The sequence below is a fragment of the Mycobacterium sp. VKM Ac-1816D genome (genome assembly GCF_000416385.1).
GTDB classification, from domain to species: domain Bacteria; phylum Actinomycetota; class Actinomycetes; order Mycobacteriales; family Mycobacteriaceae; genus Mycobacterium; species Mycobacterium neoaurum_A.
In genome coordinates this window covers 67,538-82,547 of sequence record NZ_AOHQ01000137.1, presented here as the reverse complement: position 1 = coordinate 82,547, position 15,010 = coordinate 67,538, and the positions used below count along the sequence as shown (strand labels likewise).

Below are 15,010 nucleotides of genomic sequence, written 5' to 3'. Positions count from 1 at the left end.
TCGCGGTTGGGCAACGATTCCGACTCGGCGTCGAGACCCGGAACGTCGCACAGTCCGAGGGTGGCCCCCGGGCAGGGTCAGTCGGCCGTCGCCAAGGCGTCACGCATGCTTATCCGTCGATCCTCGATGATTCGTCCAATCTCCTGCAGCAACAAGGGATTTCGCATCACGAGGTCCTCGACGTGGCTGCGTCCGATCTGCAGGACGGCCACCTCTTCGAGGGCGCGGGCGTCGGCACGAACAGGTTCCCGGGTCAGTGTCGTCTGGCCCAGGAAGTCGCCCTGTTCCAGCGTGGCGACCGCGACGACGACGCCATCTGCGCGTGGCGCGTACAACTGCACCCGGCCATCGAGGATGAACGACATCTGGTGGGGGACCTGCCCGCGGGACTGCACCAGTTCATCGGCCCCATACCGCGTTATCCGGGCGTGCTCGACGATCCCGTCCAGCTCGCTGCGATGCAGGCGCAGGGAGGCGGCGACGGCCTGTAATGCCTCACCGACGCGCGCGGGGGTACTGAACTCGTCGGTGCGCTCGTCGAGATGCAACCCCGCACGCCGGGAGGCATACCAGACCCAGCGCAGGAACGTCGCCTTGGCCGCGCCGTCATCGGCGGGGCTGCGCACCGGGATCGAGGTGCGGTACTCCAGTCCACCGATGGGCACGGCTTTCGGATGGGCTCCGCTACGTAGCTGCGGCAGCGTCGCGGCCACTTCGGTGAGCATCGCGCAGACTTCGTCGGGCGCGTCCTCGGTGCTGAACACGCTGACGACCGAGATGCTGTGCTGGCCTGGCGGCCGGCTCAGATTGGTGAACGATGCGGCGGCCAGAACCGAGTTGGGCATGATCTGCAGCCCGCCACCACCGGTGTCCACGTGAGTGGCCCGCCAATTGACCTCGACGATGCGGCCCCGCGCGGAGGGGGTGTCCAGCCAGTCGCCGAGCTTGAAGGGTTGTTCGAACAACAGCAGCAGGCCGGAGACGATCTGGCCGACCGAGTTCTGCAGCGCGAGACCCAGCACGATCGAGGTGACGCCCAGCGCGGTGAACAAGCCGCCGACATTGGCGCCCCACACGAAGGAGAGGATCATTGCCAGACCGACCGCGATCAGCGCAAGGCGCGCTACGTCGAGGAAGATCGACGGAATGCGCTGGCGCCAGGAGCCTTCGGGGGCGTCCTGGAACAACGCGGCATTGAACCCTGACAACAGCAGGATCAGGACCACGAAGCCGAACACGGTGGCGATGATGCGCACACCGGTGGCTTCGGCCGATATCTCGGTGGCCTCGGTGAGCAGTAGTAACAGTGCCCCGATCGGCACCACATAGTTGCGTACCAGGCCGACCGCGGGGGTGAGCGCGCTGCCCCGCCGGGCCAGCGCGTTGCGCAACTCGGTGAGCGCCACCAACGCGACCGGCAGGCCGACTGACACCCCGACGGCCCACAAGAACCACGGGGCGTCGAACAGTCCGTTCACGAGCGTTGCTCGGTCAAGCGCCACACCGGCTCGCCGATGGCGCTGTCTTCCACCGCGACGAAGCTGCGGCTCTCCCGCATCACGTCGTGGACCCTTGCCGTGACGTAGATCCCGGGCCGCGACGATCCGCTCTGCATGCTGTTGGCGAGATCCACGGTGTCGCCCCACATGTCATAGGCCAGGCTCGATTTGCCGATCAGCCCGCTGGTGACCGTGCCGGTGTCGATACCGGCACGCACGGTCAAACTGTGCCCGGTCTCGGCGTTGAACCTGTCGACGATACGAGACATCTCGACGGCGAAGTCCACGGTGCGGCGCACATTGTCCAATCTGGGCGTGGTCAGCCCGCAACTCGCGAGATAGCCGTTGTGCAGCGTGCGCACCTTTTCTACGCCGAGATCCTCTGCGGCCGCGTCGAACTGGCGGATCAGGTTGTTGACCAAGGACAGATCCTCGTCGGCGCTGAGTTCGGCGGACAGCTCGTCGAGACCGGCGATGCCGGCGAAGATCACCGTGACGTCCTGATGGTCCTGGGCGATGGTCTCCTCCCCGTCGCGGTAGCGCGCGGCGACCGGCTCGGGCATCAGCGACAACAACAAGCGGTCGTTCTCCCTGCGCTGTTCGTTGAGAAGGTCTTCCTTGATGGCCAGATTGCGGCTCATCGCGTTGAAGGCGACCGTCAGATCACCGAACTCATCCCTGGACTGCACAGGTACGGTGACGCCGTAGTCACCGGAACTGATCTGGCGGGCCCCGGCCTCTAGCCTGCGGATAGGTCGGGTGAACAAGCGCGCCAGCAACATCGAGGCGATGGAGACGATGAAAACGATGGCCGCTGTCGAGAGCACCAACGTCCGGGTGAACGTGGCAACTGGGGCGAACGCCTCGGAGGTGTCGATATTGGCGACCATCACCCAGTCCAGGCCCGGTAGGTTTACCGGTCCGTAGGCCTGCAGGGATTCGTTACCCAGGTAATCGGTTTCGACGATGGTTCCGGTTTGCCCGCGTTTGGCACGACGGGTGGCCTCGTCCTCGACTGGCTGGATCAGGACGTTGGTGTTGTTGCGCAGCGACCGGTCGGCGACATCCGGCGGTGTTCCGGCCTGCACCACGCGCTCTCGGAACGCGTCGCGGTCCTCCTCGAACAGGCGTGAGTTCGAGCGCATGGTGCCGTCCGGACCGACCAGGAACGTTTCACCGGTACTACCCATACCGGCCTGCTCCCATTGGCGGTCCATCGTCATGACGCGGTTGACGCCGATGGTGGGGAACTGCAATGCCAGCACCCCGTCGATCTGCCCACCGGAACCGATCGGCGACATGAACCAGGCCGTGGGCTCGGCAGTCGGCTGATAGTAGGCGAAGTCGGTGACCCCGACGTAGTCGACCACGTTGGACTCCAGCGTGTCCCGATAGGCTTCGGTGAGCTGGCCGTCCCGGTAGGGTCCGGTCAGAATGTTGGTCCCCAGATCCGGCCCTTTGTAGGCGGTGTAGACGACATTGCCGCGGGTGTCGAGAAGCAGGGCGTCCTCGAACCGAAATCGGTGCACTATCTGCCGGAAGAAGTCGTTGAACCGCGCGTTGGCCGCAGACCATCGACTGCCGTCCCCGGCGTCGTCGTTACGCAGTGCGGCGTCCCAGTCGTCGAAGGGCGCGGTGTAGAACGCCTAGAGGTACTTTTGCGCCGGTGCGGTCGGCAGCAGGCCACTGACATCGATGTCCTGCCCTGTCGCCGCGGCGGTTTCTTTGGCGAATTGCTCCCGGTAGTAGTCGTTGATCGCGCGGTCTTGAGCGGGAGTGGTGGCGGCGGTACTCAGCTCGTCGAAGCCCGCGGTGTACTCGCGGGCGGCTTCGTGTGCCGTGGAACCGCGGGTGTAGATCACCAACGATTCGCGCAGATAGCGATACTCGGCCTCCAACTGGCGAGTCTGCGACGAGAGGATCTCGTTGAGCCGGTTGAAGGCCGCGTCGCGCAGCGAGGTACGCCCGGACTGATAACCGATATAGCCGATCACGGCGGCGGACAGGATGCTGGTCGCCAGCAGCATGATCAACAATTTGGACAGGATGCTCATCCGCGACAGAGCACTTCGCCTACGGCGCTTGTGGTTGTCGGCAGCGGGCCCGGGCTCTGACATTGTTTCGCTGGTGATCGCCATCAAGCGGTGAGCGTAGCCGTCTGCGGCGGGTCACGCGCGCGGCTTGAGGAAGTGACCGGGCGACTAGCCTGGCAGGGGTGAACAACGGACGCACCAGGGTGCTCATCATCGGGGGAGGGTTCGGCGGTCTGTTCTGCGCCCGCCGGCTCGGGCGCACCGGCGCGGCGGTCACCCTACTCGACCGTGCGGCCGGACATATCTTTCAGCCGCTGCTCTACCAGTGCGCCACCGGAACGCTGAGCATCGGTCAGATCAGCCATTCACTGCGCGAGGAGCTCTCGCGATACCCCAATGTGCGCACCCTGCTCGGCGAGGCGGTGCAGCTGGATCCGGACGCCAGGACCGTGACGGCGTTACGTCCCGACGAATCGACCTACACCCTGGATTACGACGTCCTGGTGATCGCCGCGGGTATGCAGCAGTCCTATTTCGGCAACGAGCGTTTCGCCGAGTGGGCACCGGGGATGAAGACACTCGATGACGCGCTGTGCATCCGGCAGCGATTGTTCACCGCATTCGAGATCGCCGAGACCTTGCCGCCGGGCCGCGAGCGGGACAGCTGGCTGACCTTCGCCGTGGCAGGCGGCGGCCCGACCGGGGTCGAGATCGCCGGGCAGATCCGCGAGGTCGCCTCGCGGACACTGGCCAACGAGTTTCACAGCATCCAACCCGAGGACGCCAGGGTGCTGTTGTTCGACGGTGGTGACCGGGTCTTGAAATCGTTCGCCCCGGGCTTGACCGACAAGGCCACCCGCACCCTGCAGGCGCTCGGTGTCGAATTGCACATGGGCGTGCACGTCACCGACGTCGGCCGCGACGGCGTGACGGTCACGCCCAAGTCCGGCGGACCGGAGCAGCGATACGAGGCCAGGACGGTCCTGTGGACCGCCGGCGTCGAGGCGGTGCCGTTCGCCCGACGCGCCGCGCAGGCCCTGGGCGCCAAGACCGATCGGTCCGGCCGGATCGACGTCCAACCTGATCTGTCGGTGACTGGTCATCCCGAGGTCTTCGTCATCGGCGACCTGGCCGGCGGCGACTATCCCGGTGTCGCGGAGAACGCAATGCAGGGCGGCCTGCACGTTGCCGCGTGCGTGCGTCGTGAGCTGGCAGGTAAACCGCGCCGCCGATACCGGTACCGCGATCTCGGCTCGGCGGCCTACATCAGCCGCGGCAACGCGCTGCTCCAGGTCGGCCCGGTGAAACTGTCGGGTCGGCTGGGCTGGATGGCGTGGGGCTTCATCCACATCGCGTTCCTGACCGGTGTCCACAACCGGGTCAGCACCGTGCTGACGTGGATGGCAGCGATCGGGCGCGGCGAGCGTGAGCATCGGACGTTCATGCTCGGCGATCGCGGTGTGCCCGAGCAGCCCTATACGTGGACCACGAACGATCAGTCGTAGTCGGCGATCACCCAGCCGTGCGGGGGCACGACGAGCTCGTCGACACGTTCGGTGGGCGGGGCCCCGGATCCCGCGATCACCCGCCCGGTCCCGGGCAACCCGGCCGTCAACGGGGCGTCGTCGAGGTTGAGTGCCACCACCAACGCTCGATCATCGGCGGCGACCCGGTAGGCGTACCCGGTGTTGGTCAGGCTCAATGATTCGGTACGGGCGTTGTGCAGCCACGGGTTTCGCCGGCGTAGGCCGATGAGGTACTGGTACAGCCGCGTCATGTCATGTGGTGGCATCGGCGGCGCGCCGAACTCGGGGCGGATCGCGTCGTCACCGCCGACGCGTTCCTCCTTGACACCGCGCCAGGCCCACTCGTCGCCGGCGTACACGCTCGGGGTGCCTCCGGTGGTCAGCAGCAGCACAAGGGCATGCTCGAGATGCTGCGGATCTTCGATGCGGCTGGCGATCCTGGTGACGTCGTGGTTGCCGATGAACGTCAGCGGCACAAAGGATCCCAGAAAGTCGTTGTGGCGCTGCAGCGCCCAGTCGAGTTCGTGGAAGTTCTTGTCGTTCAGGGCACTCCAGACGGCCTTCCACAGTTCGTACTGGGTGACCGAGTCGAATCCGGCGGCGCTCACCTGCGCCGGGTAGTCGCCGTGGATGACCTCGCCCAGGAACCACGCATCGCGATGGCGGCGACGAACCTGCGGTAAGACCTGCCGCCAGAATTCCGGATCGACTGCGTAGGCGGCATCGAGGCGCCAGCCGTCGGCACCGCGATCGAGCCAGTGGTTCATCACCTCGACGGTGTGCGCCACCACCTCCGGACTACCGTGGTTCAGCGCGATCAGTTCGCCGTGGCCCTCGAAGGTGTCGAAACCGCCGGAACCATGCCGGAACCAGTCCCTCGGGCCACCCGCGACCGCGTCGCGATAGCGCGGGTAGTCGGTGCCGACGTGGTTGAACACACCGTCGAGCAACACCCTGAGCCCTCGCCGGCGGCATTCGGAGATGAGCTGGTCGAAATCGGCATCGGTTCCCAAGCGTGGATCGATACGCAAGTGATCGGTGGTGTCATAACCGTGGGTCCGGGAGCTGAACACCGGCCCGAGCGCCAGACCGGAGGCGCCCAGTTCCAGCGCGTGGTCGAGCCAGTCGATGATCCGCAGCAGTCGGTGCTCGGCGGCCGTCGGTGCGGGATCGGCGGGGAACGCGCCGACGAACCCGAGGGGATAGATCTGCCACCAGATGACGTGGCGCACCCAGTCTGGATCGCTCATGGTCGGAATGCCCGCTCGTAGAGATCGCGCATCTCGTCACCCAGTTGCGGAGCGGGGCCGTCGACGACGAGACCCGGCGCGACGGTGGTGATGGGAAGTGGTGCGACCGGCGCCGGGGGAGCACCCCACTCGGCGCTCCACTGGCTGAGCTGCCGGGCCGATGTCGCGTAGACAATGCGCCCGAGGCCCACCCATGCGTGCGCGGCCGAACACATGGCGCAGTGTTCACCGGAGGTGTAGACCGTGGCGCTCGCGCGTTGTTCGGGGGAGAGGTGCTCGGCGGCCCATCGGGCAATGGCGAACTCGGGGTGTTCGGTGGCGTCGCCATTGCCGACGCGATTGTGATCGGCGAACAGGGTGTCACCTGCTTCGTCGACCAGTAGGGAGCCGAAGGGCTCGTCGCCGAGGTTCAGCGCGTCGCGTGCCAGTTCGACACACCGCCGAAGGAATTCCAGGTCCGCGTCGGTGATCGCCACGCGGGCGAGTTTACCCAGCGGGGTGGAATGTCAACCGCAGCGCAACGGTTGGGGCGCCGATTCGTCGGTGGCCGCCCCCCAGCACCACGCCGCGTACGCGGCCGCGACGGCGATGGCCTCGACATCGGCTTTGCTGCCGCCGGCGGAGCGGACCGGGTCGCTCACTGCGTGCCGGATCATCCCGACCAGTGCGACCAATGGCTCGTCCTTGGAACGGAGGTGCGCCAGGTGGCGTTCGTTGGACATCGTTGTCCTCTCCACAGGTAGGGGCGGGAGCGCACTCGGCTTGCGCGGGCCCCCGGTTCTTTTCCTGACGCACACGATAATGGCTCGGGGCCTCGTTGGTTGCATGACACGTTGACTGCCAACTAAATTCACCTATTCGCAACACGTCTCCGGCCCTGCTGTGACATCGAGGCGGCACGCGCAGGACGCGAGAACGGGTACGTCGGCGCGGGCGCGGGCCAGCGTCAGCTGCTGGCCGATGATTGCCGCTTCTGCATCACGGCCCAGACGTTGCAGGCACTCGTGGTATCCGTGCAGACTCCAGACGTTGCCAGGGTGCTGGCACGACCGGCGCAAAGTGCTGTCGAGGCCGAGATCCGCTGCGTACACGTCGGCGGCCTCGGACACCCGGCCCTGCTCGAGCAGAAGTGCGCCGTAGGCGTGCCGTGTCGGCTGCATCCAGCCCCAGGGTTCGTCGTAGGGTAGGGCGTCATCGAGTGCGATGGCATCGCGGAGCCGGGCGAACGCTTCGTCGAATCGCCCTTCCCGATAAGCGATTTCGCCGTCGAGCATGGCGACTCCGACGGCGAGGATGTCGCGGCTGGTGTTGTTGAACAGGTAGCGGGTATCGGGAATCAGCGCGTAAGCGGCTGCGAGAGCATCACGTTCGATGTGTGCCTGAGATAGCTGGCCGGTCGCGGCGTAGGCGACGCCGCGGCCGTAGTGCACCGTCGCGGTGGTGGTGCAGTAGAGCGCAGCGTCTTCGGGCACCGGCAGCGAGATCAGATCGGACCACCGGCCGAACCGCACCAGGACGTGAACCTCAAGGGCGGCGAACGCCTCCAGCCAGTCGGCCATCGGGGGCGAGGGGATGGCGAGCAGTTCGGGTGTGAGCTGTTCGGCGAGCTCGCGCGCGGCGTCGTGGGCAATCTGGAACCGACCCTCGAACATTGCCGAGTACACCACGAAGTGCAGATCGTGGGCGCGGTAGAGCGAATAGAAGTTCAGCGGCCCGGCATCGGCGACGAACAACCGATCGGCGGCCACGGCGGCCTGGTTGGCCACCACCGAGGCGCGGTAGTCGCCGCAGAGCACGTCGATATGACTGGGCATGTGCTCCAGATGGCCGGCATCGGGTACCAGGCCGCGGAGCAGGTCGGCCGCGGGCAACGCGAGCTCGGGATGCGCCGACATCTCCATCGCATGGATGTAGAGGTGCAAGACCCCGGGATGCGCCTGCCCGGCGGACCCGGCGAGGCAAGCCTCCAGGATCGTCGTGGCCTCGTGCACCCGCGAGCCGGCGGCCGGCTGACCGGTCGTGCTGTCCCAGAGTTCCCAGGCGCTGACGTTGAGCAGTGCGTCGGCGGCCAGTGCCTGCACATCGACATCGTCGGGGAAGCACGCGGCGACCGACACCATCGCGTCTGCGTAGACGGCGTGCGCGTCGCGCAGCGCGGTGTCATCGGCCGGGTCGTCGGTGGGGAACCGCAGCGACAGGGCGTCGATCAGGGCGCGATCGGTGGCCGAGGCCCGCCCCGCTGCGGCCGAGGCCAACTCTGCGCGCGCCCGCCGCAGTGCCGTGTCCAGTTCGACGGGATCGAAGGCATCCCAGGCCTTGTTGTAGTTCGGGCCGACGGCGTAGGCGATGCCCCAGCGGGCGATGGCCAGGTCGCCGTCGTGTTCCAGTGCGCGTTCGAAACAGCGAACCGCCTCTTCGTGGTTGAAGGCGTAGGCCCACACCAGACCCCGGTCGAACCACACCTGCGCCTGTGCAGAATCGGTGTCGACCGGGCGTCGGTAGCTGCCCAGGTCGTAGTAGCCCGCATCCATCGACCAACCATAGTGGGGGTCAACCGCGTGAGCCGGCGCGACGGCGCAGACGTTCTACGGCCGGTGTGCGCACGGTGGTCGCCAACGCGGCGAGCACGAGTCCGGTGGTGGCCCAGATCATCAGCGTGGCAAAGGGTGTCAGCGCGCCGTTGCCGTCGAAGTACTCGATACTGCGCAACAGCGAGACTCCCGAACCCTGCGGCACGATCTGGTTGAACAAGGTGTAGAAACCGGTCAACAGCGGTCGGCCGATCGGGCCGGCGGCCGCAGCATTGCCGACGACCACCAGGAAGGCGGTGACCGTCATGGCCGCCACGGTGCCGAAGGCGGCCGCGACCCCGGTCACCGCGCCGCCGACCGCCATGGCGTAGAGCCACAACGCCCCGAAAACCTGCCAGGGGTGACCGGTCAGTGCCCCGAGCCCGCTGTCGACATACACGGTGACGACACCGGCCAGCAGTGCCGCGTAACAGCCGAGCGTGACCGTCCGCAAGGCGAGGGTGGCCGGACGGTGCACGGCGCCGACCAACCGCCCGAACGCCGCCGCGCCCACCGAGGCGCCGATCGAGACGAAGATGACCGCGTAGAACTCGACCGTGCCGGACGGGTCACCCGCCGAGGTCGGCGCGATATCGGTGACAGCCGGGGTCAGTCCGGCTCCGGCCGCCACGCTGCGCCCCACGCTCTCGGCAGCGGTGGCCACGCTGCGGCCACCGCCGCCGGCGACATAGATGTCCAGGGTCCCCGTGGGCTGGGCGACCAACGCGGCGTCGGCCTTTCGCTGTAGCACCAGATCGCGGGCGGCACCGTCGTCGCCGACCGCTGTGACGGCGAGTTCGGGTCTGGCCTGCATTGCCTCGATCAGCTGTGTGGGCGCTGCAACGGCGATATCCATATGGCGCAGCGTCGGTTTGGCGAACGCACCGGCGTAGCTGGCGATCATGGCCAGCACCAGGGCGGTGAACACGCCCATCGCGAGTGCGACGTTGCGGATCTGGGTTCTGGTGACGACCGGAGGTGCGTCGCGATGCTTGCCCATCAGATCCGTCCCGGCAGCGTCAGCAGGGCGTTGACGGTGTCGAATGCGGCGGTCACACGCTCACGGAGATCACGCGCATCGCGCTGGACCGGTGCCTCCATCCACGATCGCAGCACCTCCATGAACCCTCCGACCAGGAAGCGGGTCACCGCTTCGACGGTGAGCCCGGACATCGGCGCGATGACCGACATGCCCTGCGCGGCGATCTCGGCGCAAGCCGGTGCCAGTTCGGCGCGGAAGGCATTGACGACCCGTTGGGTGACCGCGCTGGGGATGACATTGCGGTACATCTCCCGATGCTCCCCGGCGAAATCGAACAGCCGGGTGATGCGCACCCGGGGGTCGTCCCCGATATCGGCGGTCGCCTGTTCGAATGCCACCGCGAAGGCGGCCGCGACCGCGTCGTCACGATCGCGGAAATGTTGGTAGAAGACCTGCCTGCTCACGCCGGCGCGACCGACGATGGTGGCGACGGTCAGCTCGTCGACCGGATGTTCGTGGGCCAGCGCGAAGGCGGCCTCGTAGAGAAGGGTGCGGACCCGCTCGGCGCGCGGGTCCGCACTATGTGTGCGTGCAGCCATGAATGCGAGGGTAATGCACTTCGTAGACAAGTGACTACGAAAGCTTAGGTTATCTATGCCACCGTCGGGGTTGTCCTGTGACCCCCGCCGCCCAGGTCAGTGACCGGCGACGATATCGCTCTCGTCGATCACGGCCGGTTCTTTGGCACCCGGCAGCAGGCTGTACAACAGGCATACCGTGGCGAAGAACAGGTAACCCAGCGCCACCGACGGGTTGGCCGCCCACGCCACTGCCGGAGAGTGGATCAGCCCGATGAAGGACAGTGCCGCGCCGACGGTTGCGGCGGCGGCGGCGAAGAGGAATTTCTTCTCCAGGATGAAGACGACCATCGTGCCGAGGATCAGGCCGACCAGAACGGCACCCTCGCCCAACGTCTTCAACCCCGCGTACACCACGCCGGAACCGTTGAGCGCATCCATGCCGACCTCTGAGGCCGTCGTTCCCGCGGCGTTCAAGGCATTGTCGATCTGGCTCTTGGCCCATTCGGCGAGATTGGGCAACAAGGCGATCACCACGGCAATCGCGTGCAGGCGTGGCACCGCCTGGAAGGCCTGGGCGCCGATCAGGAGGCCGATGTAGAGCAGGATCGGCACGATCGCAGGCACCGGCAGCAGCGCGTCCAGGATGCCGAAGAGGCCGACGAAACACAGCACACCGATGAGCAGGCCACTGGCCAGCGAGTAGCTGGCGCGACCGCCCGCATCCTTCCAGCCCGGATGGCCGATATAGACCGCCGGCGGGAACGGCGAACCGAAGGCCGAACCGATGACCGCGCCCGCGCCGTCGGCCAGCAGCACGCTGCGCAGGTTGTAATTGTCCCCGGCCGCCGCGGCGGACTCGACATTGCTCATCGCCTCGGTGAAGTTGTAGACACCCAGCGGGATCGCCGTACCCAGCAGCGGAGCCAGGTTGGTCAGCCCGGAGAACAGCAGATCCAGGCGCAGGTCGGGGATGCCGATCGCGATATCGGAGACCGCTCGGCCGACATCGGGCGCCGACATGTAACCGCCCATCCAGCCGATGGCGGTGCCCACCAGTAGCGCCGCCAAACCGACCGGCATGCCGAACGGCAGTTTCACGTCGGTGAAGAATCCGATCAGGATGATGGCGAGCACCGGCAGGCCGATCCAGGCGGCCTCCCACATCTGTGCGGCCGGCCGCATGGAGATGAAGGTGATGGAGATCCCGGCCAGCGTGCCGAGCATGGCGGCGCGCGGAGTGAGCTTGCGGATGTAGGGCCCGACGAACGCGCCGATCATCACGATGATGCCGATCATGAACGCCCACGCCAGTCCGGCGGACCACGCCTGCAGTGGGTCCTGGGTGTTCAGGTACACCGGCAGCATCACCACGAACACGACGATGAACATGTGCGGCACCGACGGGCCATAGGGGAGTGCGGTGACGTCCGTCCGGTTCTCGCGCCGCGCGAGCCGGCGGGCAAGAAATGTGTAGTAGAGGTTTCCAAGGATCAGCGCGACGCCGAGGGCGGGGAGCACCGTACCGAGCACATCGCCGGCAGGCACCGCGACAACGCCGATCATCAGCCCGGTCAGGGTGAGGACGTTGACCAGGATGTTGAACCCGAGCCCGAAGAACGCGTTGGTGTCGCCGCGGGTCCACCACGGCACGGCTGCAGCGGCTTCGGGCACCGGCGGGCCGACTGGTGGATCGGTGATCTCGGTACTCATGGCAATCTCCGATCAGGCGGCGTCGATGGTCAGGGTGTGCAGGGCGGTGAGGACGGCGGCGCTGTCGGCAACCCAGCCGAAGATCCCGCCTTGTGCGGCGATCATCTCCAGGCCGATTCGATGAAACTCCGGGAAATACGAACCGACGCAGTCGGATACGACCAGACATTCGTATCCTCGGTCGTTGGCCTCGCGGGTCGTGGTGTGCACGCACACCTCGGTGGTGACACCGGTGATCAGTAGTTGCGTGATGCCCGCCCCGGCGAGCACCTCGGCCAGTTCGGTGTCGTAGAACGCACCCTTGCCCGGTTTGTCGATGACGACCTCACCGTCGAGGGGGCGCAGCTCGTCGATGATGTCGTGGCCGTACTCGCCACGGATCAGGATGCGGCCGAACCTGCCTTTGTCGCCGATCCGCTTGCTGGGGACGCCGCGCTGGAGTTTGGCCGGAGGGCAGTCCGACAGGTCGGGCCGGTGCCCTTCGCGAGTGTGGATCACCATGACGCCGGCCTCTCGTGCCGCTGTCAGGAGTGCCGCGAGCGGCGGTACGACCTTCAGCAGCTGCCCGACATCGTTTCCGAGGCTCTCGCCGAAGCCCCCGGCCAACAGGAAGTCTCGTTGCATGTCGATGATGACCAGCGCGGTTCGGCCGGCAACCAGGGTGAATGGTTCGGGTGTTGCTGGAATGGCAACGTGCTGGCTCATACTCGCTCCTCGATGGCGGTGGCAACCGGAGTGCCGGGGGTGGCGCGGCTGCGCGGTTCGTCGAGAATCTGCGCGGCGATGTGCAGCGCGAGGTCGTCACGCCGGGCGGCCGACAGCACGGTGGCGCTGTGCGGGCGGCCGTCTCGTGTACGGCCCAGTGGGATTGCCACCCCGAGCAGATCGAGCAGATTGCCGAAGTGGGTGTAGTGCCCGAGCATCGTGTTGGTGTCGATCGGCCGGGCGAGCACCTCGTCGACGGTGAAGGTGGTCCCGATGGTCGGCACCACCATGGCGTCGATATCGCACCAGATCCGGCTCACCTCGGCGCGCAGTTCCTGCAGTCGCTGTAGCGCGGCGAACGCATCGACGGCGGTGTATTTCGCGCCGCTGCGCAGGATGTCCCTGACCACCGGGTGTATCGAGTCCGGTTCGGCAGCAAGGAAATCGCCGAAGACGACGAGCCGCTCGGCCACCCACGGGCCCTGATAGAGCAGCTCGCCTGCGGCAAGGAAGGGCGCCAGCGATACCTCGACGGTGTGCACCTGACCCGCGAGGCGGCGGCGAAACGCCTCGTGCGCACGTGCCATCTGCTCGTCGCCGAAGAACTCCAGTTCGTCGAGGGCAGGCAACCCGAGCGTGATCGGCTCACCCGTGTACCGGGGCCCGCGGTCACGCGACCAGGCATCGGCATCGTCGCGGCCGGCCATCACGTCGAACACCCGTTCCACGTCAGCTATGCACCCGGCCATCACGGTGATGCAGTCGAGCGACTTGCAGGCCGGTACCAAGCCGACGGTGCTGATCAGTCCGCGTGATGGTTTGAAGCCGATGACGCCGTTCAATGCTGCGGGCACCCGGCCGGACCCGGCGGTGTCGGTGGCGACGGCGAACGGGACCTGGCCGAGCGCGACGGCCACTGCCGAACCGGAACTCGAACCGCCGGAGATCAATTCGGCGCCGTACACGCTGCGCGGAATGGTGTGGGGGGTGCGGGTGCCGTTGAGGCCGGTGGCGAACTGGTCCAGGTTGGTCTTACCGACATACAACGCGCCGGCGTCGAGCAGTCGCTGGACCGCGGGAGCGGTCTCGGTCGCCAGGTAGCCGAAATCGGGACAGGACAGGGTGGTCGGGACCCCGGCGACATCGATGCTGTCCTTGACCCCGAACGGCACGCCGTAGAGGGGCAGGGTGCGTGCCCCGGGGCGCCGTTCGATCTCGGCGGCGGCGTTCAGCAGTTCGGCCCTGGGCACCGTCGACAACCAGGTGCCATCGTCACCGCGGGCGGCTATCGCATCGGCAACACGAGCGGCGGTCTTGGTGGGCGATCCGCTCCCGCTTTCATGCGACGCCAGTATCTCTGCCACCGACGGCCCGACGGTCGGGCCCGACGCATCTGAATCCATATCTGTCGATTGTCGACAGAATAGTGGCGATCTCGGTACGGCCGTGTGTCGATCGTGTTAGCGATCCGGCAGCTCGAGAAACTGGAGATGACCGTGCTCGGCCAGCGCGGTGATCACCGTGGCGGGGTCGTTGGTCTCGAGTGCGGTCAGGATGGCGCGATGCCGGTCGAGCCCGTCGCGGGCCCGGTGGTGTCGAGCCTCCTCGCGAAGGTTCATCGCCATCGGGAGCTGGAGCTTGAGCAAGATCGGTGCCAGCGCGATGTCGAGTTGACGATTTCCGGCCAGCGCCACGACGGCAGCGTGGAAGCGGCGGTGGGCATCGTCTCGGTCCAATTCGTCGCAGGCCCGGGCCATCTCTTCCAACGCACGGCGGACCGGCTCAAGGTCGGTGGCCGGATCGGCCAGCGGCAGCGCCAGCTCCATGGCGTGCCGCTCCAAGACATTGCGCAAGGCGAACAGTTGGAGGATGTCGGTCGGCGACCACACGGTGACCCGGGATCCGCGTCGCGGTAGGTGCTCGACCAGGCCCTGTTGGGCCAACAAGCGCAGCGCCTCGCGCAACGGTGCCCGGCTGATCCCGAGATCGGCGCAGAGCTGTTCTTCGACCAGTTTCTGGCCCGGTAACAGTGCGCCGCTGAGGATGGCGGCCCGCAGTCGGTCGGCGGCCACGTCGACGAGGGTCGCGGGTAGGCCCTGTCGCGGGCCGGGCATCCTTGGTGCCGCCATGGCTACGGTTGTCACCTCCCACGCG

At 66.9% G+C, this 15,010-nt stretch carries 14 protein-coding genes; 1 reads left to right on the top strand and 13 read right to left on the bottom strand.

Features of this window, described 5'->3' with window-relative positions; translation table 11 throughout:
* Positions 1–77: 77 nt before the first annotated feature.
* The 3 genes from G154_RS15540 to G154_RS27400 all read right to left on the bottom strand — a co-directional run bounded on the left by G154_RS15540 (position 78) and on the right by G154_RS27400 (position 3,553).
* Positions 78–1,478, bottom strand: a complete 1,401-nt coding sequence (locus tag G154_RS15540; RefSeq protein WP_019510021.1) for a mechanosensitive ion channel domain-containing protein — start codon at positions 1,476–1,478, stop codon at positions 78–80.
* Positions 1,475–3,028, bottom strand: coding sequence for an adenylate/guanylate cyclase domain-containing protein (locus tag G154_RS15535; RefSeq protein WP_019510022.1), 1,554 nt, complete (start codon positions 3,026–3,028; stop codon positions 1,475–1,477). Before G154_RS15535 ends, G154_RS15540 begins: the two co-directional genes overlap by 4 nt.
* A gap of 117 nt (positions 3,029–3,145) precedes the next feature.
* Positions 3,146–3,553, bottom strand: coding sequence for a hypothetical protein (locus G154_RS27400; RefSeq protein WP_019510023.1), 408 nt, complete (start codon positions 3,551–3,553; stop codon positions 3,146–3,148).
* Between the two features lie 161 nt (positions 3,554–3,714).
* On the opposite strand from G154_RS27400, the gene G154_RS15530 reads away from it, so the two are divergent.
* A complete protein-coding gene (locus G154_RS15530) occupies positions 3,715–5,037 on the top strand; it encodes an NAD(P)/FAD-dependent oxidoreductase (RefSeq protein WP_019510024.1) in 1,323 nt (440 codons plus the stop codon).
* On the opposite strand, the gene G154_RS15525 is transcribed toward G154_RS15530, so the two are convergent.
* From G154_RS15525 to G154_RS15480, 10 genes are all read right to left on the bottom strand, one after another.
* Positions 5,028–6,308, bottom strand: a complete 1,281-nt coding sequence (locus tag G154_RS15525) for an alpha-amylase family glycosyl hydrolase (RefSeq protein ID WP_019510025.1) — start codon at positions 6,306–6,308, stop codon at positions 5,028–5,030. The two genes, G154_RS15530 and G154_RS15525, sit on opposite strands and share 10 nt — an antisense overlap.
* Complete coding sequence (locus tag G154_RS15520; RefSeq protein WP_019510026.1) at positions 6,305–6,784, bottom strand: nucleoside deaminase; 480 nt, start codon at positions 6,782–6,784, stop codon at positions 6,305–6,307. The genes G154_RS15525 and G154_RS15520 overlap by 4 nt, the downstream gene beginning before the upstream one ends.
* A 30-nt stretch (positions 6,785–6,814) precedes the next feature.
* Positions 6,815–7,030 (bottom strand): hypothetical protein, encoded by a 216-nt coding sequence (locus G154_RS15515; protein ID WP_019510027.1) that lies wholly within the window; start codon positions 7,028–7,030, stop codon positions 6,815–6,817.
* A 132-nt stretch (positions 7,031–7,162) separates the two neighbouring features.
* On the bottom strand, positions 7,163–8,839 hold the full coding sequence (locus G154_RS15510) for a tetratricopeptide repeat protein (RefSeq protein WP_019510028.1): 1,677 nt from the start codon (positions 8,837–8,839) through the stop codon (positions 7,163–7,165).
* Positions 8,840–8,858: 19 nt separating this feature from the next.
* Entirely contained in the window at positions 8,859–9,878 is a 1,020-nt protein-coding gene (locus G154_RS15505; RefSeq protein WP_019510029.1) for a hypothetical protein, read from the bottom strand.
* A complete protein-coding gene (locus G154_RS15500) occupies positions 9,878–10,459 on the bottom strand; it encodes a TetR/AcrR family transcriptional regulator (protein ID WP_019510030.1) in 582 nt (193 codons plus the stop codon). Before G154_RS15500 ends, G154_RS15505 begins: the two co-directional genes overlap by 1 nt.
* A 96-nt stretch (positions 10,460–10,555) precedes the next feature.
* Positions 10,556–12,151 (bottom strand): xanthine/uracil/vitamin C permease, encoded by a 1,596-nt coding sequence (locus tag G154_RS15495; protein ID WP_019510031.1) that lies wholly within the window; start codon positions 12,149–12,151, stop codon positions 10,556–10,558.
* A gap of 12 nt (positions 12,152–12,163) precedes the next feature.
* On the bottom strand, positions 12,164–12,856 hold the full coding sequence (locus G154_RS15490; protein ID WP_019510032.1) for a cysteine hydrolase family protein: 693 nt from the start codon (positions 12,854–12,856) through the stop codon (positions 12,164–12,166).
* The gene (locus G154_RS15485) at positions 12,853–14,259 is read right to left on the bottom strand and encodes an allophanate hydrolase (protein WP_019510033.1); all 1,407 of its coding nucleotides are present in this window, start codon (positions 14,257–14,259) and stop codon (positions 12,853–12,855) included. Before G154_RS15485 ends, G154_RS15490 begins: the two co-directional genes overlap by 4 nt.
* A gap of 57 nt (positions 14,260–14,316) precedes the next feature.
* Entirely contained in the window at positions 14,317–14,985 is a 669-nt protein-coding gene (locus G154_RS15480) for a GntR family transcriptional regulator (protein ID WP_023985842.1), read from the bottom strand.
* Positions 14,986–15,010 lie beyond the last annotated feature (25 nt).

What these genes read in the sequence shown, in the direction of transcription:
- G154_RS15525 (WP_019510025.1), bottom strand. Translation starts at nt 6,308, where the DNA reads ATGAGCGATCCAGACTGGGTGCGCCACGTCATCTGGTGGCAGATCTAT.
- G154_RS15480 (WP_023985842.1), bottom strand. Translation starts at nt 14,985, where the DNA reads ATGGCGGCACCAAGGATGCCCGGCCCGCGACAGGGCCTACCCGCGACC.
- G154_RS15515 (WP_019510027.1), bottom strand. Translation starts at nt 7,030, where the DNA reads ATGTCCAACGAACGCCACCTGGCGCACCTCCGTTCCAAGGACGAGCCA.
- G154_RS15490 (WP_019510032.1), bottom strand. Translation starts at nt 12,856, where the DNA reads ATGAGCCAGCACGTTGCCATTCCAGCAACACCCGAACCATTCACCCTG.
- G154_RS15500 (WP_019510030.1), bottom strand. Translation starts at nt 10,459, where the DNA reads ATGGCTGCACGCACACATAGTGCGGACCCGCGCGCCGAGCGGGTCCGC.
- G154_RS15510 (WP_019510028.1), bottom strand. Translation starts at nt 8,839, where the DNA reads ATGGATGCGGGCTACTACGACCTGGGCAGCTACCGACGCCCGGTCGAC.
- G154_RS15485 (WP_019510033.1), bottom strand. Translation starts at nt 14,259, where the DNA reads ATGGATTCAGATGCGTCGGGCCCGACCGTCGGGCCGTCGGTGGCAGAG.
- G154_RS15505 (WP_019510029.1), bottom strand. Translation starts at nt 9,878, where the DNA reads ATGGGCAAGCATCGCGACGCACCTCCGGTCGTCACCAGAACCCAGATC.
- G154_RS15495 (WP_019510031.1), bottom strand. Translation starts at nt 12,151, where the DNA reads ATGAGTACCGAGATCACCGATCCACCAGTCGGCCCGCCGGTGCCCGAA.
- G154_RS27400 (WP_019510023.1), bottom strand. Translation starts at nt 3,553, where the DNA reads ATGAGCATCCTGTCCAAATTGTTGATCATGCTGCTGGCGACCAGCATC.